Annotated in this window: 21 protein-coding genes, 1 tRNA gene and 2 pseudogenes; 19 read left to right on the forward strand and 5 right to left on the reverse strand. The window is 65.0% G+C overall.

The window, feature by feature from the left end:
- Positions 1-8: 8 nt before the first annotated feature.
- The 13 genes and pseudogenes from BUS42_RS16520 (at position 9) to BUS42_RS16580 (ending at position 13,092) form a co-directional block, all read left to right on the forward strand.
- Positions 9-4,199, forward strand: coding sequence for a non-ribosomal peptide synthetase (locus BUS42_RS16520; RefSeq protein ID WP_074308014.1), 4,191 nt, complete (start codon positions 9-11; stop codon positions 4,197-4,199).
- 605 nt (positions 4,200-4,804) lie between these two features.
- Positions 4,805-5,161: pseudogene (tnpA, locus tag BUS42_RS16525) on the forward strand (IS66 family insertion sequence element accessory protein TnpA); the annotation flags it as partial.
- Positions 5,155-5,514: an IS66 family insertion sequence element accessory protein TnpB gene (tnpB, locus tag BUS42_RS16530; RefSeq protein ID WP_074308020.1), complete on the forward strand. Its 360-nt coding sequence runs from the start codon at positions 5,155-5,157 to the stop codon at positions 5,512-5,514. The pseudogene tnpA (BUS42_RS16525) and the gene tnpB, both read left to right, overlap by 7 nt.
- Before the next feature lie 57 nt (positions 5,515-5,571).
- The gene (locus BUS42_RS16535; protein WP_143206351.1) at positions 5,572-5,961 is read left to right on the forward strand and encodes an IS66 family transposase; all 390 of its coding nucleotides are present in this window, start codon (positions 5,572-5,574) and stop codon (positions 5,959-5,961) included.
- A 15-nt stretch (positions 5,962-5,976) separates the two neighbouring features.
- Positions 5,977-6,711, forward strand: a pseudogene (gene tnpC / locus BUS42_RS41940) (IS66 family transposase); the annotation flags it as partial.
- A gap of 37 nt (positions 6,712-6,748) precedes the next feature.
- Positions 6,749-7,144, forward strand: a complete 396-nt coding sequence (locus BUS42_RS41945; protein ID WP_254053756.1) for an IS66 family transposase — start codon at positions 6,749-6,751, stop codon at positions 7,142-7,144.
- Positions 7,145-7,242: 98 nt separating this feature from the next.
- Positions 7,243-7,881, forward strand: coding sequence for a recombinase family protein (locus BUS42_RS16550; RefSeq protein ID WP_074308023.1), 639 nt, complete (start codon positions 7,243-7,245; stop codon positions 7,879-7,881).
- Positions 7,882-7,905: 24 nt separating this feature from the next.
- The gene (locus BUS42_RS16555; protein WP_074308024.1) at positions 7,906-9,801 is read left to right on the forward strand and encodes a serine/threonine protein kinase; all 1,896 of its coding nucleotides are present in this window, start codon (positions 7,906-7,908) and stop codon (positions 9,799-9,801) included.
- A 17-nt stretch (positions 9,802-9,818) separates the two neighbouring features.
- Complete coding sequence (locus BUS42_RS16560) at positions 9,819-10,331, forward strand: ECF-type sigma factor (RefSeq protein WP_074308025.1); 513 nt, start codon at positions 9,819-9,821, stop codon at positions 10,329-10,331.
- 611 nt (positions 10,332-10,942) lie between these two features.
- Positions 10,943-11,344: a RidA family protein gene (locus BUS42_RS46490; protein ID WP_083670548.1), complete on the forward strand. Its 402-nt coding sequence runs from the start codon at positions 10,943-10,945 to the stop codon at positions 11,342-11,344.
- Positions 11,319-11,708: a RidA family protein gene (locus tag BUS42_RS16570; RefSeq protein WP_256386202.1), complete on the forward strand. Its 390-nt coding sequence runs from the start codon at positions 11,319-11,321 to the stop codon at positions 11,706-11,708. Before BUS42_RS46490 ends, BUS42_RS16570 begins: the two co-directional genes overlap by 26 nt.
- A gap of 66 nt (positions 11,709-11,774) precedes the next feature.
- Positions 11,775-12,596: an isocitrate lyase/PEP mutase family protein gene (locus BUS42_RS16575; RefSeq protein ID WP_074308029.1), complete on the forward strand. Its 822-nt coding sequence runs from the start codon at positions 11,775-11,777 to the stop codon at positions 12,594-12,596.
- 109 nt (positions 12,597-12,705) lie between these two features.
- Positions 12,706-13,092 carry a nuclear transport factor 2 family protein gene (locus tag BUS42_RS16580; RefSeq protein ID WP_216821036.1) on the forward strand — a complete coding sequence of 129 codons (387 nt, stop codon included), beginning with the start codon at positions 12,706-12,708 and terminating at the stop codon, positions 13,090-13,092.
- Here BUS42_RS16580 and tnpA (BUS42_RS16585) read toward each other — a convergent pair whose 3' ends face one another.
- From tnpA (BUS42_RS16585) to BUS42_RS16610, 5 genes are all read right to left on the reverse strand, one after another.
- A complete protein-coding gene (tnpA, locus tag BUS42_RS16585; RefSeq protein ID WP_074308032.1) occupies positions 13,093-13,404 on the reverse strand; it encodes an IS66 family insertion sequence element accessory protein TnpA in 312 nt (103 codons plus the stop codon).
- On the reverse strand, positions 13,362-13,643 hold the full coding sequence (locus BUS42_RS44355) for a hypothetical protein (protein ID WP_074308034.1): 282 nt from the start codon (positions 13,641-13,643) through the stop codon (positions 13,362-13,364). Before BUS42_RS44355 ends, tnpA (BUS42_RS16585) begins: the two co-directional genes overlap by 43 nt.
- 121 nt (positions 13,644-13,764) lie before the next feature.
- Positions 13,765-13,837: transfer RNA gene (locus BUS42_RS16595), tRNA-Thr, on the reverse strand.
- 226 nt (positions 13,838-14,063) lie between these two features.
- The gene (locus tag BUS42_RS16600; RefSeq protein WP_074308036.1) at positions 14,064-14,468 is read right to left on the reverse strand and encodes a hypothetical protein; all 405 of its coding nucleotides are present in this window, start codon (positions 14,466-14,468) and stop codon (positions 14,064-14,066) included.
- Positions 14,469-15,047: 579 nt separating this feature from the next.
- Entirely contained in the window at positions 15,048-15,569 is a 522-nt protein-coding gene (locus BUS42_RS16610; RefSeq protein ID WP_074308039.1) for an HD domain-containing protein, read from the reverse strand.
- Between the two features lie 178 nt (positions 15,570-15,747).
- On the opposite strand from BUS42_RS16610, the gene BUS42_RS16615 reads away from it, so the two are divergent.
- The 6 genes from BUS42_RS16615 to BUS42_RS16640 all read left to right on the forward strand — a co-directional run bounded on the left by BUS42_RS16615 (position 15,748) and on the right by BUS42_RS16640 (position 23,497).
- Entirely contained in the window at positions 15,748-16,362 is a 615-nt protein-coding gene (locus BUS42_RS16615; protein ID WP_074308041.1) for an FMN-binding negative transcriptional regulator, read from the forward strand.
- 146 nt (positions 16,363-16,508) lie between these two features.
- Positions 16,509-17,303, forward strand: coding sequence for an SDR family NAD(P)-dependent oxidoreductase (locus BUS42_RS16620; RefSeq protein ID WP_074308043.1), 795 nt, complete (start codon positions 16,509-16,511; stop codon positions 17,301-17,303).
- Between the two features lie 297 nt (positions 17,304-17,600).
- Positions 17,601-17,786: a YezD family protein gene (locus tag BUS42_RS16625; protein WP_074308045.1), complete on the forward strand. Its 186-nt coding sequence runs from the start codon at positions 17,601-17,603 to the stop codon at positions 17,784-17,786.
- Positions 17,787-17,914: 128 nt separating this feature from the next.
- On the forward strand, positions 17,915-19,126 hold the full coding sequence (locus tag BUS42_RS16630; RefSeq protein ID WP_083670251.1) for a DUF1559 domain-containing protein: 1,212 nt from the start codon (positions 17,915-17,917) through the stop codon (positions 19,124-19,126).
- A 188-nt stretch (positions 19,127-19,314) separates the two neighbouring features.
- The gene (locus BUS42_RS16635; protein WP_074308047.1) at positions 19,315-21,996 is read left to right on the forward strand and encodes a PSD1 and planctomycete cytochrome C domain-containing protein; all 2,682 of its coding nucleotides are present in this window, start codon (positions 19,315-19,317) and stop codon (positions 21,994-21,996) included.
- Positions 21,997-22,087: 91 nt separating this feature from the next.
- Complete coding sequence (locus BUS42_RS16640; protein WP_074308049.1) at positions 22,088-23,497, forward strand: DUF1501 domain-containing protein; 1,410 nt, start codon at positions 22,088-22,090, stop codon at positions 23,495-23,497.
- Positions 23,498-23,547: the final 50 nt, after the last annotated feature.

Below are 23,547 nucleotides of genomic sequence, written 5' to 3' on the forward strand. Positions count from 1 at the left end.
TCGCAGACATGAGCATGTCGCCGGAATCGTTGGCGGGTCTTTCGCTGGCCGAGAAGCGCATGCTGCTGGCGCAGCTGCTCCAGGAAGAGCGGGCGAGCCGGACGACGGTTTTCCCCCTGTCGCACGGCCAGCGTGGCTTGTGGTTCCTCTACCAGATGGACCGGCGGAGTCCGGCCTACAACGTCTGCTACCCGGCGCGGGTTCGCTCGCCGATCGATCTCGACGCCTTTCGTCGGGCCGCCCAAACGCTGGTCCAGCGCCACCCGAGCCTGCGCACGACCTTCGAGGAACGCGACGGCGAGATGCTCCAACGCGTCCATGAGAACTTGCCGGTCCCCTTCGAAGTCATCGACGCCTCCCCGTGGAGCGAGGAGACGCTCCGCACCCGTCTGGAAGACGAAGCGCATCGCCCCTTCGACCTCGAGCGTGGCCCCCTGTGGCGCATACACCTATTCACACGAGCGCCCGACGATCACGTCCTGCTCCTGGGAGTCCACCACATCATTGGGGATTTCTGGTCGTTGATCCTGGTGATCGAGGAGATGCAGTCGCTCTATCCCGCCGAGTGTCGGGGCCAGCCCGCGTGCTTGCCGGCCCCTGGTCAGCAATACCACGACTTCGTGCGCTGGCAGCACGACCTGCTGGCCAGCTCGGACGGGGAGTGGCTCTGGGATTACTGGCATCGGCAGTTGGCCGGGGCCCCGACCGTGCTCGAGGTGCCCACCGACCGCCCCCGCCCGACGTTGTTCTCGAACCGAGGGGGTGCCGAGCCCTGGCAGGTCGGACCGGGGCTGGCACGCCGGCTCAAGGCCCTTGCGGCGTCCGAAGGGACCACGCTCTACACCGCCTTGCTGACCGCGTTCCAGGTGCTCCTCGGCCGCTACACGGGACAGGACGATTTCCTGGTCGGCTCCCCGTTCGCGGGCCGGAGCCGAGCCGGATTCGAAGGCGTGATCGGCTATTTCATCAACATGCTTCCCTTGCGAGCCAACCTGTCCGGCGACCCCTCCTTTCTCGCCCTGCTCCGCCGCACGGGGACCACGGTGCTGGACGCCCTCGGACACCAGGATTACCCCTTCGCCCTCATCGTCGAGCGTGAGAACGTCGCACGCGACCTCAGCCGGCCCCCCTTGGTCCAGGTGACGTTCACCCTGGAGAAGGCGCAACGCGCCCAGCGACTCGGGGCCTGGCGCTTCTTCCTGCCCCCCTCCGGGGCCAAGCTCACCGTCGGCGGCCTCCAGATGGAGCAGTATTACGTCGAGCAGCACAGTTGCCAGTCCGACCTGGAGATGGTCTTCGAGGAAGGGGACGGCACGCTTGAAGGCATGCTCCGATATAACGTCGACCTATTCGAAGCGGCAACGGTCCGCCGGATGGTCGGCCACTTCCTCACCCTGCTCCAGAGTGTCGCCGACGGGCCGGACCGGCGTCTGTCTCAGCTCCCCTGCCTGACCGAGCCCGAACGTCGCCTCGTGCTCGACGACTGGAACCGGACCGAGGTCGATTTTCCCAGGGATCTCTGCCTCCATCATCTCTTTGAACACCAGGCCGCCCGGACCCCCGACGCGTTGGCGTTGCGGAGCGACGAGGCGTCCCTCACGTTCGCCGAGTTGGGGGCCCGGTCGAATCGCCTGGCGCACCGCCTCCGACGGCTGGGGGTCGGCCCCGGCGCGTTCGTCCCCCTGTTCCTGGAGCGTTCGCCCGCGCAGATCGTGGCGATCCTCGCCACGATCAAGGCCGGCGGCGCCTACGTCCCGATCGACCCGGGCACACCGGCCGAGCGGATCCGCCTGGTCCTGGCCGACACCGCCCCCGCGGTGGTCCTCACTCAACACTCACTCCGGGGCCGACTCCCCGAGACCGAGACCGCGGCCGCGTTGCTCTGCCTGGATGCCCCGGCGCTCGCGCCCGAGGGGGATGACGACGACGCGACTCGCCCGCCCGACAGTGGCGTCCGGAGCAGCGACCTCGCCTACGTCATTTACACCTCGGGGTCCACGGGCCGTCCCAAAGGGGTGATGGTCGAGCACCGGGCCATCGTCAACACCGTCCACTGGCGTGGCCGAGATCTCACTCTGTTCGCCACCGACCGCGTGCTTTACAACCTGTCGTACACCTTCGATCCCTCGCTCTGCATCATCTTCCCCACGCTCGCGATCGGCGGAGCCTTGGTTCTGGCTGCGCCCGGCGAGGAGCACGACCCCCGCCGCTTGCTGGAACGCGTGATCCGGGAGCGGGTGACGATCCTCGAAGCCCCCGCCAACGTGCTCCGGCTGATGCTCGACGACCCCCTCTTCGACGCCTGTCGCGACCTGCGCTCGATCTACTGTGGCGGCGAAGCGATGCCGACGGACCTCCCGGCCCGGGTCCTCGACCGGCTCAATGTCACGCTCTACAACCTGTATGGTCCCACCGAGGCGTCCGTCGACTCCACCTGGTGGGCCTGCCGCCGCGACGACCCGCGCCCCAGGGTCCCCATCGGCCGGCCCGTCGCCAACACCCGGGCCTACGTCCTCGACCCGGCCCTCCAGCCGGTGCCTCCCGGAATCCCCGGCGAGCTCTACCTCGGAGGGGCGGGGCTAGCCCGTGGCTACCTCAAAAACCCGGCGCAAACGGCCGAGCGGTTCCTCCCCGACCCTTTCAGTGCCAGGCCCGGCGCGCGGCTCTACCGCACGGGCGACCGCGCCCGCTGGCTGTCGGACGGCACTCTGGAGTTCCTGGGCCGGCTCGATCACCAGGTGAAGGTGCGCGGCTTCCGCGTCGAGCTGGGCGAGGTCGAGGCCGCCTTGATGAGCCACCCGGCCGTGCGTGAGGCCGTCGTCATCGCCCAGACCGGCGCGGCCAGCGATTCGCGGCTGATCGCGTATGTGACCGGCGACAGCGAACTCCCTGCCCCCGAGGCCCTGCGGCGTTACTTGAAGGATCGCTTACCCGATCACATGGTCCCCTCCGTCTTCGTCCCGTTGCCCGCCTTGCCCCGCACGGCGGGCGGCAAGGTCGATCGCCGCGCGCTCCCCATGCCCCCCCAGCAGCGCCCCGACCTGGACCGCCCCTACGTGGCCCCCCGCACGCCGCTGGAGGAGTTCCTGGCGGGACTCTGGCGCGACGTCTTACACCTCGACAAGATCGGCGTCGAGGACCATTTCTTCGAGCTGGGCGGAACCTCGATCCAGGGAGCGATGCTGATCAACCGGATCCAGAAGGCGCTCGATCAGCCGGTCTACGTGATCGCGCTGTTCGACTCGCCGACAATCGCCGACCTGGCGCGCCACCTCGGCGCCTCGTATCCCGACGTCGTCGGCCGCCTCTTCGGTCCGAGCTCGCTGCCGGCCGGGCCCGCTCAAGCCGTCGGGGCCGATCCCACTCCAGCGCTGGGCGGCTTGATTCTGACCTTGCAGCCGGAGGGGTCTCGTCCTCCTTGTTTCATGGTTCACCCGCCGGGGGGGATCGTCGTCTGCTACCAGGCTCTGGCGCAACGACTGGGCCGGGCTCGCCCCTTCCACGCCATCCGTGCGCGCGGCCTGCACGACGAATCGGAACCGCTGCCGAGCCGCATGGAGACGATGGCCGCCGATTACCTGGCCGCCGTCCGAGCCATTCAGCCGAGCGGGCCGTATTACCTCGGCGGTTGGTCCGTGGGTGGGCTCGTGGCCCTGGAGATGGCCCAGCAGCTCCGCGCCGACGGCGAGCGCATCAACCTGCTCGCCCTGCTCGACACCACCCCTCCGAGCCCCCCCGGCGCCCCACCCCAGGACGACGGCGCCGGCCGCGAGTACGGCCTGGACATCTCCCTGGAACAATTAGCGACCCTCGGCCCCGATCGCCAGCTCCCCTACCTCTGGCAGCACGCTCTGAAACTGGGCCTGGTAGGTCCCGACGTCCCCATGGGGGTCGCCCAGCAGGTCGTCGACTCCCTGAAACGCCTCTTCCATCACCACATGCTGCTCGCCAGTCAATACGTCCCTCGCCCCTACCCCAGCCGGATCACCCTGTTCCGCCCCTCCGACGCCCCCATCGCGATCGCCACCCCCCGCGACCGAGGCTGGGGAAGCCTGGCCGCGACCGTCGAAGTCCATTTCGTCCCTGGCCAGCACCACAGCATGGTCCAGGAACCCCACGTCCAGGCCCTGGCCCGCGTCTTCGCAGATTGCCTGCAACGGGCGGAAACCTACGAATCGGACACCGTCTTGCTCAGGTAGACAGAGTTCATTCCGTTAAGGGCCTCTTTCAAGGACCGGCAGAGTTCCTTCCTACGACCAGAGCAGCGGACTCTTAATCAGCGGGTTCTAGGTTCGAGTCCTCCGGGGGGCACTCGGCAGCAAAGGACTTACGGCGAGTCCTGGCTGTATGACTGCGGTTGTTGAGGAGGTCGACCTGAGAAGTCTCGCCTCATGGACCGCCATCCGGGGGCGGGACGGCGGCCCCTCAGGTCCGCCCGTGATCCGGAATGTTTCGCACGTGCCGCACTATCCCAGGCGGTTTGCTAAGCGGCCTCAGGGCGAAGCGGATCTGGTCCTGCTCCCCGGTCGGGGTGCCGTTGGGACGGCGGTAGTATTCCTCTGCGTGCCGCAGGTACGCCAGGACGAGTTAGTTGATCGAGGACCCCGGCGACGCGGCCGGGTCGGTGCTCGGCCGTCCCGGCGGGCGGGCAGGCGGACGATGGCACAAGGCGGTTGGCTCGCCATTCGTGTCCGTCCGGTAGACCGCATCTTTTCGGCGGCCGGGTTCCCCCCGATGATGGAACGATCCATATTTCCATCGCGGAGGAGCGACTACGGCAAGGGTTCGGCGTCAGGCCGCAGAGTGGGCGGCGCTGATCGACCAATGGCGGCAGAGCGGGCTCAGCCTGCCGGCGTTCTGTCAGCGGCATGGGCTCAGCAGGGGCTCGATGCAGAACTGGGTCTACAAGCCCGAGTTCAATCGGGCCGTGGAAGCGGCCAGGCGCGAAGCCCAGGGGCCTGTCGACGAGCCTCCCGCATCCGCCGCGGCGCCCGCGTTCTTGCCGGTCAGGGTCGTCCAGGCCGCCGCGGCTGGTAAGGCGTCGGACTGCTCGAGCGTCGAGGTCGTGATTGGGGCAGGCCGGCGGGTCGTGATCGGGGCGGGGTTCGATGCGGAGACGTTGCGACGGGTTCTTGCCGTGCTGGAGGGCCGGATGTGCTGAGCCTGCCGTCGACGCTGCACATTTTCCTCGCCGTCGAACCGGCGGATATGAGAAAAGGATTCGACGGTTTGGCGCAGCTGGTCCGCGAGCGGATCGCCGAGGACCCGCTCTCGGGGCACCTGTACGTGTTCCGGAATCGGAGGCGCGACCGGGTCAAGATTCTCTACTGGGATCGCGACGGGTTTGCACTCTGGTACAAGCGGTTGGAGAAGGGGACGTTTCGCTTTCCCGAGGCCAAGGGGGGCAGGGTCGAGGTCACGCCAGCGGAAATGGCCGCGGTCCTCGAAGGCATCGACCTGTCGTGCGCCCGGCGGTTGCCGCGGTTCGCCCTGCCTGTGCCGCAACCGGGATGATCGCATCACACCTTTCGCATGTTTGCTTGAAGATTCTCAGCCACATCGACGGTCGTCGTGCGTATTGATGGTATGACGACGATCGAGAGCGAGATCCCACTGCCCGACGACCTCGAGGCCGCTCACCGGATCATCCGCGAATTGCTCGAGACCCTCCGCCAGCAGACCCACCTCAACGAAAAACTCCAGCACCAGCTCGAACAGCTCCTCCGCCGGCTCTACGGTCGCAAGTCCGAAAAGCTCGACCCCAACCAGCTCTTGCTCTTCACGCGTGAGATCCTCGAAGCCACCGGAGTGGAGCCCGAGGCAACGCCCGCGTCGAAGAAACCCCCGGCCAAAGGCCACGGTCGCAAGCCCTTGCCGGCGGGCCTGCCCCGCAAGCGAGTCGTGCACGACGTCCCGCTCGAGCAGCGGCTCTGCCCCGACTGCGGTACAGAGCGGGTATGATTCGGCGAGGAAGTCCGCGAGCAACTCGAATACGTGCCGGCCTCGCTTATCGTGCTTCAGCACATCCGGCCCAAATATGCGTGCCAAGCCCATATCGTGATCGCCGAGCGACTGCCCGAGCCGATCGAGAAGGGACTCCCCGGCCCGGGACTTCTCGCTCACGTGGCCGTCAGCAAATATGCCGATCACCTGCCGCTTTGCCGCCAGGAAGGGATCTTCAAGCGGTTCGGCGTCGACCTGTCCCGCTCGACAATGTGCGACTGGATGGCCGCCACCGCCGACCTGCTGGCGCCGATTGCCAAGGCGATGCCAAAGCGAGTGCTCATGTCTTATGTGATCCAGACCGATGACACGCCGGTCAATGTTCAAGACAAAGACAGCAAGAGGATCAAGACCGGCCGGCTCTGGGTCCACATCGGCGACCACAACCATCGTTTTACCGTTTATGATTACACCTCCGACCACAGCGGTGACGGGCCGCAACGTGTCTTCAAGGACTACGAGGGCTACCTCCAGGCCGACGCGTATTCCGCTTACGACACCTTGTTCGTCGCCGGCACGATCGTCGAGGTCGGATGCTGGATGCACGCGCGGCGGAAGATTGACGAGGCGAAGACCAGCGACCCGGTGCGATCGCACGTGATGCTGGCATGGGTCGCCGGCCTCTACAAAGGTCGAGGACGACGCGAAGGAAGCCCGGAAGAAACACCCCGAGTGGGACGACGCAACCTGGCACACATATCGCTATGATCTGAGGCTCGAACGATCGAAGCCGATCCTCGACGCGATCCATGCCTGGCTGTTGGCAGAACAGGCGAAGGTGCTCCCCAAAAGCCCGGTCGGCGAGGCGATCAACTACGCGTTGAACCATTGGATCGCCTTGATTCGACCGCTGGAGGCGGGGTTCCTGGAGATCGACAACGGCGCCAGCGAGTGGGCGATGAAGCCGGTCGCGCTGGGACGAAGGAATTGGCTGTTTGCCGGGAGTGACGAGGGAGGGAAAACCGCGGCGACACTGATGAGCCTGTGCACGACCTGCAAGGATCTCGGGATCGATCCCTTCGCCTACCTCCGCGACGTGCTCGATCGGGTGAGTACACACCCGAACAGCCGGATCGACGAATTGTTGCCCGATCGCTGGAAACCGGCGGAGTCGACTGACCCCCCTGGCCGAAAAGGATAGATTGAGGCCACCCCCCGCCGAGGTCGTCGGGCCGCGGTGAAACGAGGGATTCGACCGCGGCGAACCGGCGGGGGTTTTTGGCCAGGGAGGGCCTCCCCATGCGCGCCGCGCGGTACGCCCGCGTCTCGACCCACGACCAGCAGACGCTCGGCCTCCAGGTCGAGGCGATGCGGGCTTATATCAAGGACCGTAGCTGGGACCTCCTGACGTGGGTCGAGGACGTCGGCCCGGGGGCGAAGGAGCGGCCCGGGCGCGAAGGGTTGCTGAAGGCGGCCCGCCGCCACGAGGTCGACGTCGTGGTGGTCTGGCGCCTGGACCGCTGGGGGCGGTCGGTGGCCGATCTGATGACGACGCTCCGGGAACTGAACGAGCTGGGCGTGGGTTTCGTGTCCCTGACCGAGGCCCTGGACCTGGCCACCCCGACAGGTCAGGTCATGGCCGGGTTGCTCGCGATCTTCGCGGAGTTCGAGCGTGAGATCTTGCGGGAGCGCGTCCGGGCGGGGATCGCTCAGGCCAGGCGTGAGGGCCGCGCCCACGGCCGCCCGCGGACGGACGGGGCCGGTCCGGCCTACGCCGAGGTCGCACGGGCGTCAAGTTCGGCCTTCATCGGAAGCTACGTTGTTTTGACAGATCGTTGTTCGGAAGCCGTGGCCGTAACCCGTGCCGACAACGGACCTTCTCTAGAATCTGGTTCTCCCGTGAGACTGTTTTCCGCTAGATTACGCTATGAGGGATAGCTTCGGTTCTGGGAGGGCTTTCTCATGACAATCGACCACGGTCGAATCAAAGCTTTGTTCCAGGCGGCTATCGACCGGGAAGACCCCGTCGAGCGCCTTGAGTTCCTCGACCGCGAAATCGGCGATAATACCGACCTGCGCGGCCGATTGGACGACCTGCTCGCCGTCTATGACCGCCCTCCGGCAGCGCTCGATCGCCCCCTCTATGCCGGCTCCATGGTCACCAGAGACTACCAACCCAGTCCCGGGTCCGCATGTGAACAACCACAGAAGGGGGTTATCGACACCGTGATCGCGGGCCGGTACAAGGTCCGCCAGGAGATCGGCAAGGGCGGGATGGGGAGCGTCTACCTCGCCGAGCAGACGCAGCCGGTCCGGAGGCAGGTCGCGTTGAAGCTCATCAACCCGGGCATGGACTCGCGGACGGTCCTGGCCCGCTTCGAGTCGGAGCGCCAGGCGCTGGCGATGATGGACCACCCGAACATCGCGAGGGTCCTCGATGCGGGCGTCACCGACGCGGGTCGGCCATTCTTCGTCATGGATCTGGTCAAGGGCATCCCGCTTACCGATTACTGCGATGCCCACCAACTGGACCTCTCCGAGCGGCTCGACCTGTTTCGCCAGATCTGCTCGGCGGTGCATCACGCCCACCAGAAAGGGATCATCCACCGCGACCTCAAGCCGACGAACATCCTCGTCGAGAGTCATGACGGGAAGCCCATCCCCAAGGTGATCGACTTCGGCCTCGCCAAGGCGACTACCGGGATGCAACTCTCCGAACAGTCGCTGTTCACCGCCTTCGGCAGCATCACGGGCACCCCGCTCTACATGGCCCCTGAGCAGGCGACGTTCAACGCCCTCGACGTCGATACCCGAGCCGACATCTACGCACTCGGCGTCGTCCTTTACGAGATCCTGACCGGCAGCACGCCTATCCGACGCGACACGCTCCAAAGGGCAGCGCTGGACGAGATGTTCCGGGTGATCCGCGAGGAAGAACCACCGACGCCGTCGAGCCGGGTCAGCACCTCCGAGGCTCTGCAGAGCCTGGCGGCAAACCGGCATGTCGAGCCGTCGCGGCTGAGCCGGTTGATCAAGGGGGACCTCGACTGGATCGTGATGAAGGCGCTGGCGAAGGAGCGCAGTCGGCGATACGAGTCCGCCATCGCCCTGGCGCAGGACGTCGAGCGATTCACCAACCATGAGCCGGTCTCGGCCGGACCTCCGACGGCCGCCTACCGGGTCCGGAAGTTCATTCGACGGCATCGGGTCCAGGTGCTGGCCGCGTCCCTGGTCCTCCTCTCGCTGGTAGGAGGCGCGGCGGGGACGACTTGGGGACTCATCGAGTCCAGGCGGCAGGAGGGCATCGCCGTATCGGAAGCCTTCGAGAAGGATAAGGCCCGGATTGCCGAGTCCGAGCAGCGCAAGCATGCCGAGAAGCGGTTGGGCCAGGTGTCGAAGATGAACCAGATCCTTTGCATGATCTTTGAGGACATCGACCCGCAGGGAGCCGAGAAAGAGGGCAGGCGACTGACTTCGGTTCTGGAGGAGCGCGTCGCCGGAGCGGCGGCGGACGTCGAGCGCGAGGCCACGGGAGACCCGCTCGTCCTGGCGAGGATGGAACTGACGCTCGGCAAGGCTCAACGCAATCTGGGGTATCCGAAAAAGTCGCTCACCCTGCTCGCCAAGGCCCATGCCGGTTACTCATCACAACTCGGCCCCGACCATCCCGACACGCTCAAATCCCTGCTCAACCTCGCGATCGGCTACGCAGACGCCGGGCAGACTGACCGGGCGCTCAAGTTATACGAGGAGTCGAAGCCCCAATGCCGCGAGAAGCTGGGGGCCAATTATCCCGACATCCTCCGGCTCCAGGCGAGCCTCGCAAAGTCGTCGCACGGCGACGGACCGGAGCAATAGAGGGAGGGGGGAAAGAAATGAGCAACGCCCCGTCCGATGTCGGCTTCTTCCCGCTCGTTTACGACGAGCTGAGGCGACTAGCCTCCGCCCGGCTCGCGGGCGAGGCGGCAGGGCATTCGCTCGACGCCACGGCTTTGGTCCACGAGGCCTACCTTCGCCTGGGAGACGCAGCGTTCGCCGATCGGAGCGGATTCTTCCGGGCATCAGCCGCCGCCATGCAACGGATCCTCGTGGACCATGCACGCCGGAAGCGGTCTGACAAGCGGGGCGGAGGCGTCCGTGCCGTCGCTTTCGAGGAGGTCAGCGGGTGCCTTGACGCCACTCCCGACTTTCTTCTAGACGTCGACGAAGCCATGACCCGACTTGCTGCCGTGGACCCATCCTCGGCCGAGGTTGCCCGGTATCGCCTGTTTGCTGGGTTGACGATCGAGGAGGTCGCGGAGGCGATGGCCGTATCCCGCGCCACGGCGTTTCGCGAGTGGGCTTTTGCGCGATCATGGCTGGCCACCGCCCTGGACTCGGCACGATGACGGATTGAGATGACGAAGACTCGCCCCGCGAAGCCGGTCCCTATCCAAAGAGGAGGTGAATCATGTTCTCGGTCCTGTTCGAAGTTCATCCCAAGAAGGAGGAGTGGGACGCCTACCTGGGATTCGCCACGATGCTCCGGCTGGAGCGGGTGAAGGGCTTCGTCGACAACATCCGGTACAAGAGCCTCTCCCGGGAGGGATGGATCCTCTCCCTCTCGAACTGGGACGATGAGAAGGCACTGGTCCGCAGGCGCACCCAAGCGAAGCATCACGAGGTCCAGGAGAAAGGCCGGGAAGAAGTCCTCCTCGACTATCACCTGAGGGTCGCCGCAGTATTACCCCGACGCCAAACGCCCCTTATGGAGGGCAGTCGAGTTAGGTTTCCCGTCGTCAGGCAGTTCTTCAGCACGCGTGTTGCCGTGCGTTGCGGCGCCGGGCCCACTATTCTCCGGAAGGAACTCAGCATGGGCAGTCTTCGATCGATCCGATTCGGCGTGCTCGGGGGTGTCGTGGCCTTGGTCGCCGTCTTCGGCTTGTCCTATCTACTGGCCGATACCCGCGCAGGCCAGGGTGAATCCAACAAAAAGGGGGGAGGCATGAAGAGGGAAGCCATCGAACGAGAGATTATTCGCGTCGAACCGTTCGACACCAATTTCGAGAAATGGGGCGCGCCCGTCTCCGTCTGCACCCGGGCGGGGAACATGGTGTTCGTCTCGGGCATGCCGCCGTTCGACCCGGAGACCGGGGAGATCGCAGCCAATGCGCCGTTTGAGCGCCAGGCCGAGCTGATCCTGACGCAGATGAAGACCGCGCTCGAGGCAGCCGGGTCGGACCTCGACCACGTCCTGAAGTGCAACGTGATGTGCATCTCCAAGGACCGCTTCAAGACCTTCAACGAGATCTACAAGCGTTTCTTCCCGACCAATCCGCCGGCGCGGATTTTCTTCTGCGTGCCGGAGTGGACCGGCCCGTTCGACATCGAGGTCGATTGTATCGCGCTCACCAAGAGCTGAGACCGGGGACCGGGAGGGCCGCGCTGGCGGGCAGCAGGTCCGCCACGGCGACATGATCTACGTCTCGGGGGTCCCGCCGTTCGACCCCAAGACCGGAGAAATTCGCAGGGTGCCGATCGAAAGGCAGACCGAGATCGTCCTGGATCAGATGAAGCTCTGCCTGGAGACTTCCGGGGCGTCCATGGAAGATGTGGTTCAGTTGACGGTGTATTGCACGACGCCCGCGGAATTTGCGAACGTCAACAAGGTCTACAAGCGGTATTTCCCCAAGGACTACCCGGCCCGGATGTTCTGCGTTGTCCCGACCAGGCCGGGGCCGTTCGCCGTCGAGATGGATTGCACCGCCATCCGCGGCGAGAAGTGACATCGACCGCATCGGAGGTTCGCCGCGCCCCGCGGCGAACCTCCTCCAATCCCGGATGAGGTTTCCATGGCAACGACCGTCGCCGAGAAGCGTGCGAAATTTCGCTCCCTCCACCAGGAAGGATGTTTCGTGCTCCCCAATCCCTGGGACGCGGGCAGCGCCCGGATGCTCCAACACCTCGGCTTCGCTGCGCTCGCGTCGACGAGCACGGGCTACGCCTGGACGACGGGCCGCCCCGACTACACCGTGACGCGCGAGGACGTGCTCGGCTACCTGGCGTCCCTGTGCGCCGCCGTCGACCTCCCCGTGAACGCCGATTTCGAATCCGGCTTCGCCGCCGAACCCGAGGGGGTGGCGGCCAGTGTCGCACTGGCCGTCGAGACGGGGATTGCTGGGCTATCCATCGAGGACCGCAAGCTCGACGGGACGAACAATTTGTTCGATCTTTACTACTCGGTGGAGCGTATACGGGCCGCCCGCGTGGCCATCGACCGCTCGGGCGATGGCGTGATCCTGGTCGCCCGCACGGAAGGCTTGCTCGGCGACCCAGCCGCCGTCAGCCCGGCCATCGACAAGCTGGTCGCCTTTGCCGAGGCGGGTGCCGACTGCCTGTACGCCCCCGGCGTGCGCGAGAAGGCCGACATCGCGTCGATGGTCCGGGCCGTTGCCCCCAAACCTCTCAACGTCCTGGCGATGGGACCCGGATTGAGCGTCGCCCAACTCGCCGACCTCGGCGTGCGGCGGATCAGCATCGGCGGGGCCTTGGCACGGATTGCCTGGACCGCCATGATCGCGGCCGCCGAACGGATCACAGCGGGTTCCTTCCAAGGCCTAATGGAGGGAACACCCGGCTGTCGGCTGAACGACATCTTCGGAGGCTTCGCCTAGCCCGCAAGACGGCGAACGCCCTGTTACCACGCAGGAATACGAATCAATCACAGCCCGACTGTCGGGGAGGTTCGTCCTGCGCCCCCAGATTCCTGAGTAGGAGATGACCGTGGAGAAGACCGAGAGTAGCCGGGATATCGATCTGCTGACCGCCCTGAACCACGACTACGTCTCGTCGATGCAGAAGGGCGACGTGAAACGCTTCGAGGAAATCCTCGCCGACGACTTCATGTGCTCGAACCCCGACGGATCTCTGATCGACAAGGCGACGTTCCTCAAGCTCCTCGCGCAGGGAGTGCCAGTCAAGGGGCTGCAAGAAGACGACGTCTGCGTCCGCGTCATCGGCAGCAACTTCGCTAGCATCCACGCGAGGATCACCTATATCGGCGCCGACGGGGAGCAGCACGTCGGACGCTACACCGACGACTGGGCACGCCGCGACGGCACCTGGGAATGCGTTTCGGCGCACGTCACGGGCAGCGGTCGGTTCGATTAATCATCGGGGCTCAGCGATCACGGGCCGGAAGGTCCGTACAAAACGCCGGACGACCACGACGACCCGGACCGGCAGGAACGCGGGCGCCGGGGCGGGGCGCAGTGGCCGGCCCGCTTGAGGCGACCCGGTGTCCCGAGCCTCGCGCCGCGCCTCCTCGACGGCGCGTCGGAGCACGGGCTTGTAGACCCAGTTCTGCATCGTGCCCCGGCTGAGGCCGTGCCGCTGGCAGAAGGCCGGCAGGCTGAGCCCGCTCTGTCGCCATTGGTCAATCAGCGCCGCCCACTCCGCCGCCTGCCGCCGGACCCTCGCCATGGTCTTTCCTCCGCGATGGGGACACGCGTCGTTCCATCATCGGGGGAGACCCGGCCGGAGAAAAGATGGGGTTTACCGGACGGATACCGCCATTCGGCGATGACCCGGGCGTAGCGTTCCCAGCTCTCGGATGAGCCGTACTTGCCCAGATAGACGTCCCGGCCGTCGATCCGGACGACGGCAAGATCCTTCGGCTTGAAATGCCGGTACTTGGGTGGGCTGGCAGTGGTCTTCGGCATGGCGGTCCTGGGGTCCCAAAGATTTAGGGAGTACCAGGTACTACCGACTTCGGACTTCCGGGCCGCGCTGCCGAGCGTCGGCAGGTAAGCGAAGTGCTTTCGGCGAGGGGAATGATGAGAGAGCCACCTCAGGGACTCGAACCCTGGACTTCAGCTTTACGAAAGCTGCGCTCTACCAACTGAGCTAAGGTGGCGTCGATCGCATTTCTGATTGCGGTCGGCAGTATAGCGGAATTCACATGAAACTCAAAGAGGAACGATGGCCAATCCGGTGATTTTTCCGAAAAAAGGCCAATCGCCGCTAGAGTTTCGAGGCTCAGATCGCTTCAAGCCGTTCCGCTCTTCGAACATAAAATTACTGAAATTTCATGAGCGTGACAAGACCGGTCTCAAGAAGCTCCCGCGGTTTATTTGCGGCTTTCAGAAATCCAGAGGATCCGCCTTGGACTTGGGAAGTTTGGCTCGGATGTATTTGACCAGCCGCTCCTGATCCTCAACCCGGACACATTGCAGGTCAAGCGTCAGCAGCACCCGGCCCTCTTGATTTTTGAGGGCCGGCCGAATGATGAGAGGGCTTCCGAACGTGTCGTAGCGGGTTTCAATCTCGCAGATGACGATCTCCGACCAGGGGACGAATCTCCGACGGAAGCAGAAGCCGGTGGGACAGGCGAAGATGCCCTCGCAATCGGCATGAACTCGGTGCGTGTGATTCTCACACCAGAGGCCGATGGCGATCACACCGAACAGGGCGATCAGGCCCAGGCCGTAACCCCAGTCGGAACCGCTCATCCGGTCATGAGGGATGAAGACGAACAGGACCGTCATCGCTCCGGGACATCCCCATCCGTTGCAGCAAGGCGTCGACCGCACGGATTGAAAGAATGCTATTGGCCCCTCCCAGACCACACACCCACAGGCCCGCCTGGTTCCGCCGCAGACCCAGGGCATGGAAAATCACCGCGAGGAGAAGGAATTCCAGAATGGTGAGCACCACGACGAACAACACGGCGAAGCCAATAAAAGCTGGCTTCGAAATCGTCCTGAGCGGTTCCTCCGACGATCGTTCCCATTCATCCTGGTCGCATTCCGGTTGAGACATACCGACAACCCCTCATGGGTCAATCCAAGACTCCTGCCCAAAGCCCGATCCACACGCCTCGATTTCTCGACTCTAACCCATTCGGCCTGATCCGTGAAGTCTGTGGGCATTTCGACGTCCGCTTCCTCGTCGGCAACAGGTAGCGACGAAATCCGCTTCTCCAAAACCGAATTCATCCATCAACGAGCAATCTATTGTGACAAAAAAAAGATAGTGGGCCGTGCCCACCCTACAAAGCAGCAAAACACACACGATTAAATCCAAGAGCGGGATGGACGCCCGCGGTCCCAAGGGGAGGCCTGGGTTCAAGGCAGGTTGATGCCCCACTCGCTTTTCACTCGCTCGGGGATGAAGTGCATTTTTCCGCGGGCATCGGCCCAGCCGATCGTCTCGGCCCGCTTGGCGGCCTCGGTGCAGAGGCGGCTGGGATGGGGGGTGATGCCGACGCGTCCGAGGTCCAACCGGTCGGAGTCCCAGCAGGTCTGGATGGTGACGTCGGGGTGGGTTCGTTCGTGGGTGTGACCGGAACAGGCCCGGTGCAAAAGCTTGAACCGGTGGTCGGAGAGGTCGAAGAGCCGGCCTCGGAGCGTTCGGGCAAACTCGGCGGCGCGGGGGCCGTGGTCGGGGTCGGTGTGCTCGTTGATCCGCCGCGAGTCGTGAAGCAGGGCGAAAAGCGAAACCACCTCGAGGTCGGCCCCCGTCTCGGCGGCCAGCTTGCTCCCGTTTTCCAGGACACGGGCCCAATGGGCAATGCCGTGGTCGCCGTTCCAGGGCAGCGCGTAGTCGACGAGGACCGCCTGGAGGATCAAGGGGAGGTTCGCTGGCATCACCGGCTTTCGCGGAACAACGACGCTCGGGGTTCACGGTGGGAGCAAGTGATTCCCAACAGTTGCCCTGGATCCAGCCGAACCGTTTCAATCAGAATTGTGTCGAGAGGTCCGGTGAGTCAAGCGGGGACGCCCCCCGTGCGCCTCGCGGACCGCCAGCGAGTTCGGAGCCGGACGCATGTACGCCCCGCCGTTCAATGTCGAGAATGACCCGCGCAAACTCCATGAATTCATGCAAAGAAACAGCTTCGCCCTGGTGACGACTCGGGCGGACGGGGCGTTGACGGCCAGCCATTTACCCCTCCTGTTCGACCCCAAAGCCGGGCCGCATGGTCACTTGATCGGGCACATGGCCCGGGCGAATCCCCAGTGGCGGCAAGTTGAGGGGGAGGCCCTCGTCGTCTTCTCCGGGCCGCACGCTTATATTTCGCCCTCGTGGTACGAGGCCGAACGGATGGTGCCAACCTGGAACTACGTGGCCGTCCACGCTTACGGCACGTTCCAGATCATCCAGGAGCGCGACGCCCTCCTGGAAATCCTCCGCGCGAGCGTGCAAACCTATGAGGGCTCGCGGGCGGCACCCTGGACTTTCGACGAATCCGGTGCGCACATCGACGCCATGCTCAAGGCCATCGTGGGCTTCCGCATCGAGATCCGTAAGCTTGAAGGAAAGTGGAAGCTGTCACAGAACCACCCCGAGGAGCGGAGAGCACGGGTGGTGCTGGCCCTCTCCGAACAGCCCGACGAGAATTCGCAGGCGATCGCCGCTCTCATGGCCGAGGAATTGCCTTGATTTGGAAGGGAAAGCGGTCACCCGTTCCGCGTTCACACTCGGTCGGCCAATCGGAACCACAAGACAAAGGCAACGAACGCGCTCCAACGGTATCGTGGTCCGAGATGTTTCGCTTCATCAGTTGGACCCACGAAGGAGAGTAACCCATGGACTTGCAACTCCAAGGAAAGCGGGCGCTCGTGACCGGCTCGACCGCGGGGATCGGGTTGGCCACGGCGGCGGGCCTGGTTCGCGAGGGAGTCTCCGTCGTGATCAACGGGCGCACCCGCCAGCGGGTTGAGGAGGCGGTCCAGGTCATCCAGGGGCTCGGCGGGAGCGGGCAGGTCTCGGGGGTCGCCGCCGACCTCTCCACGGCCGAGGGGGTGGCTCAGCTTGTGGGTCTGGTCCCCGACGTGGACATCCTGATCAACAACATGGGGATTTTCGAGCCCAAGCCGTTCGAGGAGATCCCCGACGCCGACTGGCTCCGCTTCTTCGAGACCAACGTCATGAGCGGGGTCCGGCTCAGCCGCCACTACCTGCCGGGAATGAAACGGCTCGGTTGGGGCCGGATCGTGTTCGTCTCCAGCGAATCGGCCATCCAGATCCCCGCCGAGATGATTCACTACGGGATGACCAAGACCGCCCAACTGGCGATCGCCCGGGGGTTGGCCGAGACCACGGCCGGCACCGGTGTGACGGTCAACTCCGTCCTGCCCGGGCCGACCGATTCGGAAGGCGTCGGCGCCTTCGTAGCTGACCTGGCAAAGCAGCAAGGCGTGGAACGCAAAGTGGTCGAGGCCGAGTTCTTCAAGACGGCCCGACCCACCTCGCTGATCCAACGATTCGGCACCGTCGAGGAAGTCGCGAACATGATCGTGTTCGTGAGCAGCCCGCTCGCCTCGGCCACCAACGGCGCCGCGCTCCGTGTCGACGGCGGCGTCATCCGCGCCATCGTCTGAGCCGGCCCGTTCCCGGACAATCTTGATACCCCCCGCAGGACGGCACCAGGCCTGGTGCCGTCCTGCTCGCTTGTTCGAGAACGCCCAAAGTCGAGCCGATTCCCCCACAAAATCAAAAGGACGTTCCCTGGAGGAATTAATCTCTAGCAATTCGATCAAGAATGTCGATAACAATCTTGACCGGTCGAGTTGGGCTGGGAATAATGGGGCTGAGAATTCGCAGTCTGGGGACCATTGCGGATTGGGATGACGGGCTCGAGATTCAGGCCTGGTCCTGCGAAGAAGACGAGGTGAGCGATGTCGAGCAAGGCGATCTCGGTTCAGGATGACGCCCGAGCCAGCCGGGGAACCCTCGCGGCGGACTTCGACTTGGAGCAGGTGCGTCAGGCCGTCGGGGGGATTCGATTCGGCGAGGTCCGCGTCATCATCCAGGACGGTGTCATTGTTCAGATTGAGCGCGTCGAGAAGCAGCGGCTTCGCTGAGTCGTCGGCCGATTCGCTCGCTCGCTTGATTCCTGTCGCCGACTCGTCCTCGAGAGGCGCGTTGCACTTCTGCCCCGCAAGTTGCTGACTGGTCTTACCAGAGGCGTGCGGACTTGTCGGAGTTTCGCATGCCCGCAGTCCAAGCCAATGGCCGGCCCGCGCCGGTCCCGATCTTCGTCCGTCTACATTCATCGTGGAGAACCAGGAGCGACGGCACCAACGACGGCCCTGGCGCACGTCGGCGGGGTGGATTCACCCTGATCGAGCTCCTCGTCGTAATCGCCATCATCGCGGTGCTGATCGCGCTCTTGCTGCCGGCCGTGCAGGCCGCTCGCGAGGCGGCCCGGCGAATGCAGTGCGTCAACAACCTGAAGCAGATCGGGCTCGGTCTTCATAACTATCTTTCGAGCAATGACTGCTTCCCGCCCGGTTCTCTTCCCATCTATCCCGGTGGTGATCTCACGTCGACAAAGTTCGCCAATAACCAAGGCCCCAGCGTTCACGCTCGGATCCTCCAGAACATCGAACAGGCGGCGCTCTATCACTCGCTCAACTTCTCGGTTGCCATTTTCAACGAACCGATCGGCAACTTGATGAACACGACGGTTTCCACCTCGACGATCAACACCTTTCTTTGCCCGTCGAGTCCGGGAGCAAGCTGGGTGATCCAAGGAGCGGGCGTCGGTCTGAACGGGCTCAAGGCCACGGGAAACAGCTATTTCGCCTCGTTCGGGTCGAGCATCGAGTTCGCGGCGCAGCAGGCCAATGGCCCGCCCAACGGCCCCTTCCCCTACATCGGCACAAAGGGACATGTGACCACGATTGCCGAGGTCACCGACGGGACGAGTAACACGATCGGCTTCGGTGAGTGGCGAATCGGCAGCGGGGTGAACAGCCAGCAGTCGATCCAGGACGTCATCTTCGTCGGCTCCTTTCCCTCAGGCACCAAGCGGAACGACGGGACGCTCAACATGCCCCACCCCGCCCTCGTCGCCAGCTTCCAACCCTGGCTCGAGCAGTGCGGACAGTTGTGGAGATCGGGTGGCGGCCGCCAGGCCAAGTCCCCGACCCTCGGCGAGTCGTGGGCCTTCGGGTTGGCGGGCTACACCCAGGGCAACGTCCTCCAGGCCCCGAATGCAAAGTACCCCAACTGCAACAGCGCGGCCAGCGGCATCGAGAACCCCGGCGTCTTCGGCCTGAGCAGCTATCACTCCGGTGGTGCCAATATCTTGCTGCTCGACGGCTCGGTCCGGTTCCTCAAGGACAGCGTCAGCGGCCCGACGGTCTGGGCCCTCGGCTCGATCAAGCAGGGCGAGATCATCTCGGCGGACGCGTTCTGAACGGAACAACCGCGAGTTCGAGCTCGAGTCCTCCCGCGTCCACCCGACCAAAATCACCGACTTCCGGATGTCACCGGTTGGACACAACCCGTGGCGGCCAGGCCTTCTCGTCCATTGCTCTGAGTTGAGAACAAAACCGAGGATCGTTCCCCGTCGACCCCGGGACCAGAATAAAGGCTGATATCCTCATGAATTCCTTGTGCCGACTTACGAGTCTGCTGCTGCTTTCCCATCTGGCCGCCACAACGGTGGCGGCGGCCGGCCCACCGGCTCCGCATCCGACCGCGGAGGCCTTGGAATTCTTTGAGAAGAGGGTGCGCCCGATCCTGGTCAACCAGTGTTACACCTGCCACTCCGCGAACACCAACTCGAAGGGTGGGCTGCGGGTCGATGACCGCAACGGCCTGATCCAAGGCGGAGGAAGCGGGCCGGCCGTCGTTCCGGGAGACCCGGAAAACAGCCTCTTGATCCAGGCCGTGAACCACGCGGAGGATGCCCCCAAGATGCCGCCGAAGAAGCGGCTCTCTCCGGAAGAAGTCGCCGACCTGACGCAATGGGTCAAGGACGGTGCGGCCTGGCCCGAAGCCAAGTTGGCGGCGGCCGTGGGCAAGCCGAACGCGAAGTATGACAAGCTGCGCGAGACCCACTGGGCGTGGCAGCCGGTCGCCAAGGTCGCGGCCCCCAACGTCCAGGGCGCCTCCTGGGTCCGCGACGACCTCGACCGGTTCATCCTGGCCAGGCTGGAGCAGGAAGGGCTGAAGCCGGTGGGCGACGCCGACCCGCAAACGCTCCTCCGCCGCCTGACGTTCGACCTGACCGGGCTGCCGCCGACGCCTGAAGAGATCGTTGCGTTTGTCAATGATGACTCCCACGACGCGCTCGACAAGCTGGTCGACCGCCTCCTGGCATCGCCCGCGTTCGGGGAACGGTGGGGGCGCCACTGGCTGGACGTCGCCCGTTATGGAGAGTCGACCGGGTCGTCGCGAAATATTCCCTACCCGCACGCCTGGCGTTATCGCGACTACGTGATCAACGCGATCAACAAAGACAAGCCTTTTGACCAATTCATTCGAGAGCAGGTTGCAGGCGACCTGTTGCCCGCCGGCTCCCCCGAGGAGAAGGACGAGCACCTGATTGCCACCGGGTTCCTCGCCTTGGGGGTCAAGGATGTCAATCAGCGGTTCAAGGTCCGGTTCATCATGGACAATGTCGATGAGCAGATCGACACCGTCAGCCGCTCGGTGCTGGGAGTGACGGCGAGCTGCGCCCGCTGCCACGACCACAAGTTCGACCCGATCCCGACGGCCGACTATTACGCCCTGGCCGGCATCTTCCAGAGCAGCGACCTGTGCGCTGGGGTCCGCAACAAGATGGGGGGCGGCGGCCTCGACTACTACGACACCCAGCTGCTCCTGCACCTCGGGCCGAAATCGGCCGCGGCCGCCGAGCCCAACGAGAAGATCGCGGCGGCGACCAAGGCCGTGGCGAAGGCCCGCGCCGAGTTGGTGGCGATTCGTGACAGTGCGGACTCGGAGAAAACCGGCCCCGACGGCCGTCCGAAACTGGCCGCCGCCCGCCAGAAGCTCAACCGGCTCCAGGCGGAGTTGATCGCGCTGTCCGACCCCGCGGTCAACGGCGCCAAGCTCGCCTTCGGTGTTCGCGACGCCAAGACCGTCAGCGACACGCAGATCCGGATCCGGGGCGAAGCCGAGAAGCTCGGGCCCACCGTGCCCCGCGGCTTCTTGACCCTCTTGCAGTTCCCCGACCAGCCCAAGGTGAACCCAAGCCAGAGCGGCCGGCTCGAACTCGCGCAGTGGCTGACCAGCGAGAAGAACCCGCTGACCCCTCGGGTGATGGCCAACCGGGTCTGGCAAAACCTGTTCGGCGAGGGCCTGGTCAAGAGCGTCGACAACTTCGGGATCAGCGGCGACGTACCGTCGCACCCGGAGCTGCTCGATCACCTGGCGACCCAATTCGTCCGTGATGGCTGGTCGGTCAAGACCCTGGTGAAGCGAGTCGTGCTGAGCCGAGCGTACCGCCTCAGCTCGGAGAACGCAGAGGCCAACGACGCGGTCGACCCGGGCAACCGCCTCGTCTGGCGGCACACCCCGCGCCGGCTCCACGCCGAGGAGATCCGCGACGCGACCCTCGCCGCCGCCGGAACCTTGAACCTGACGCCCCCCGAAGCCTCGCCCGCGAAGGACATGAAGGTCACCGAGCTCCGCAATAACGAGCCCAGGGCCAAGGAACTCGCGAAAGCAGCGAGGGAGAGCCACCACCGCAGCCTCTACCTGCCGCTGCTCCGGCAACTGACGCCCACCTCACTCGAGGTCTTCGACTTCGCCGAGCAAGGCATGGTGACCGGCCACCGCGATACGACCACGGTCGCCACCCAGGCCCTCTACCTGCTCAACGACCCGTTCGTGCGGCGTGAGTCGCTGAGCCTGGCGGGGCGATTGCTCCAGCGGACCGACCTGGACGACAAGGACCGCGTGGACCTGGCCTACCGGCTGACGGTCAGCCGCCCGGCGACAGCCGCGGAAATCGCGCGGATCCGCGGGTTCCTCGCCGACTACGAGTCGGCCGCGAGCGTGGCGCTTGCCTCGAGCTCCAGCTCCAGCACGCCCAAGGCCCAGCCGATCGCCTTGGCCAGCGTGTCGACCACGGACACGTCGGACGCCGGTTCCCAGACGACCGCCGACGCGGCCAAGCCCAAGAAGAAGCCGGCGCCGCTGAATCCGGATGACGTCGAGGCCGATGACGAGCCGGTCGTGGAAGAGGTACTCCCGCAAGTCGATGCCAAGACCGCCGCGTGGGCCAGCTTCTGCCAGGCGCTGTTGGGAACCGCCGAGTTCCGCTACGTCCCCTGAATCGAGATCGCGGCGGTTCTCTGGCCTGGGATCGCCAGGCTTATCTTACAACCATAAATACAGTCATACGGTTCATCGAAGGAGTCTTGAAATGTCGAAGGCAAGGCATGAAGAACTGATCGTGAACGGGCTGACCCGCCGGCAGGTCCTCAAGAGCGCGGGGACCGGGTTCGGCTACGTGGCCCTGGCCGGTCTGCTCGGCCAGAACGGGGCGCAGCCGGCCCGCGCGGCCAACAACGGGCCGGCGATTGCACCCAACCCGCTGGCCCCCAAGTCGCCCCACTTTCCGGTCAAAGCCAAGCGGATCATCTTCCTGTTCATGAGCGGCGCGATGTCGCCGATGGACACGTTTGAGTACAAGCCGCAGCTTCAGAAAGACGACGGCAAGGTCGGCCCGGGGGGTGGCACCTTGACCGGTTCGAGGTTCAAGTTCCGCCAGCACGGCGAGACCGGCACCTGGGTTTCGGAGCTCTATCCGCACGTGGCGAACAACCACGTCGACAAGCTCTGCTTCATCCGCGGCCTGCATACCGACACCCCGGCCCACCCGGAAGCCGTGATGCAGCTTCACACCGGGGCGGCCCTGGCGTCGCTCACCCGGCCTTCGATGGGCGCCTGGCTGATGTACGGGCTCGGGTCGGAGAACCAGGATCTCCCCGGCTACGTGACCGTCAACCCGCCGCCCAACTTCGGTGGAACCGCCAACTACGGCAGTGCGTTCCTCCCCGCGCATTTTCAAGGCACCCGGATCAGCGACCAGGGCGTCTTGCCCAACCTCAAGGCGCAGCTCGACACGCCGCTTCAGCGCAAGCAGATCGACCTGATCCAGGCGATGAACCGCGACCTGTCCGCCCGATCGGGCGCCCCCGATCAGCTCGACGGCGTGATCCAGTCGTACGAACTCGCGTTCAAGATGCAGGGGAAGGTGCCCGAGCTCCTGGACATCTCCAGCGAGCCGCAACACGTGCTCGACGCGTACGGGGTCAAGCCCGGCCCCGACGGCAGCTTCGCCCGCCAGTGCCTGATGGCCCGGCGGCTGAGCGAGGCGGGGGTCCGGTTCGTCGAGATCTGCCAGCCGGGCTGGGATCACCACACCAACCTGCACAAGGGCCTGATCCGCAACTCGGCGATGACCGACCAGTCAACCGCCGCCCTCCTGACCGACCTGGAACAGCGCGGGCTGCTGGATGAGACCCTGGTCCTGTTCGGCAGCGAGTTCGGCCGCTTGCCCACCGCCCAAGGTGTCGACGGCCGCGACCACAACATCATCGGCTACCCGATGTGGCTGGCCGGAGCCGGCGTCAAACCGGGCTTCTCCCACGGCGGAACCGACGAGTACGGCATGCACGCCGTCGAAGGACGCATGCACATGAACGACTTGCACGCGACCATCCTTGCCCTGATGGGTCTGGATCACGAGAAGCTCACTTACCGCTATGCCGGGCGCGACTTCCGCCTGACCGACGTCGCCGGTAACGTCGCCACCGAGATCCTCGCCTGAGCGCGATCGACCACCGCGAAATGATGGTGAGGCGAACACGGGGATTGGTC

The sequence above is a fragment of the Singulisphaera sp. GP187 genome (genome assembly GCF_900129635.1).
Lineage (GTDB): Bacteria > Planctomycetota > Planctomycetia > Isosphaerales > Isosphaeraceae > Singulisphaera.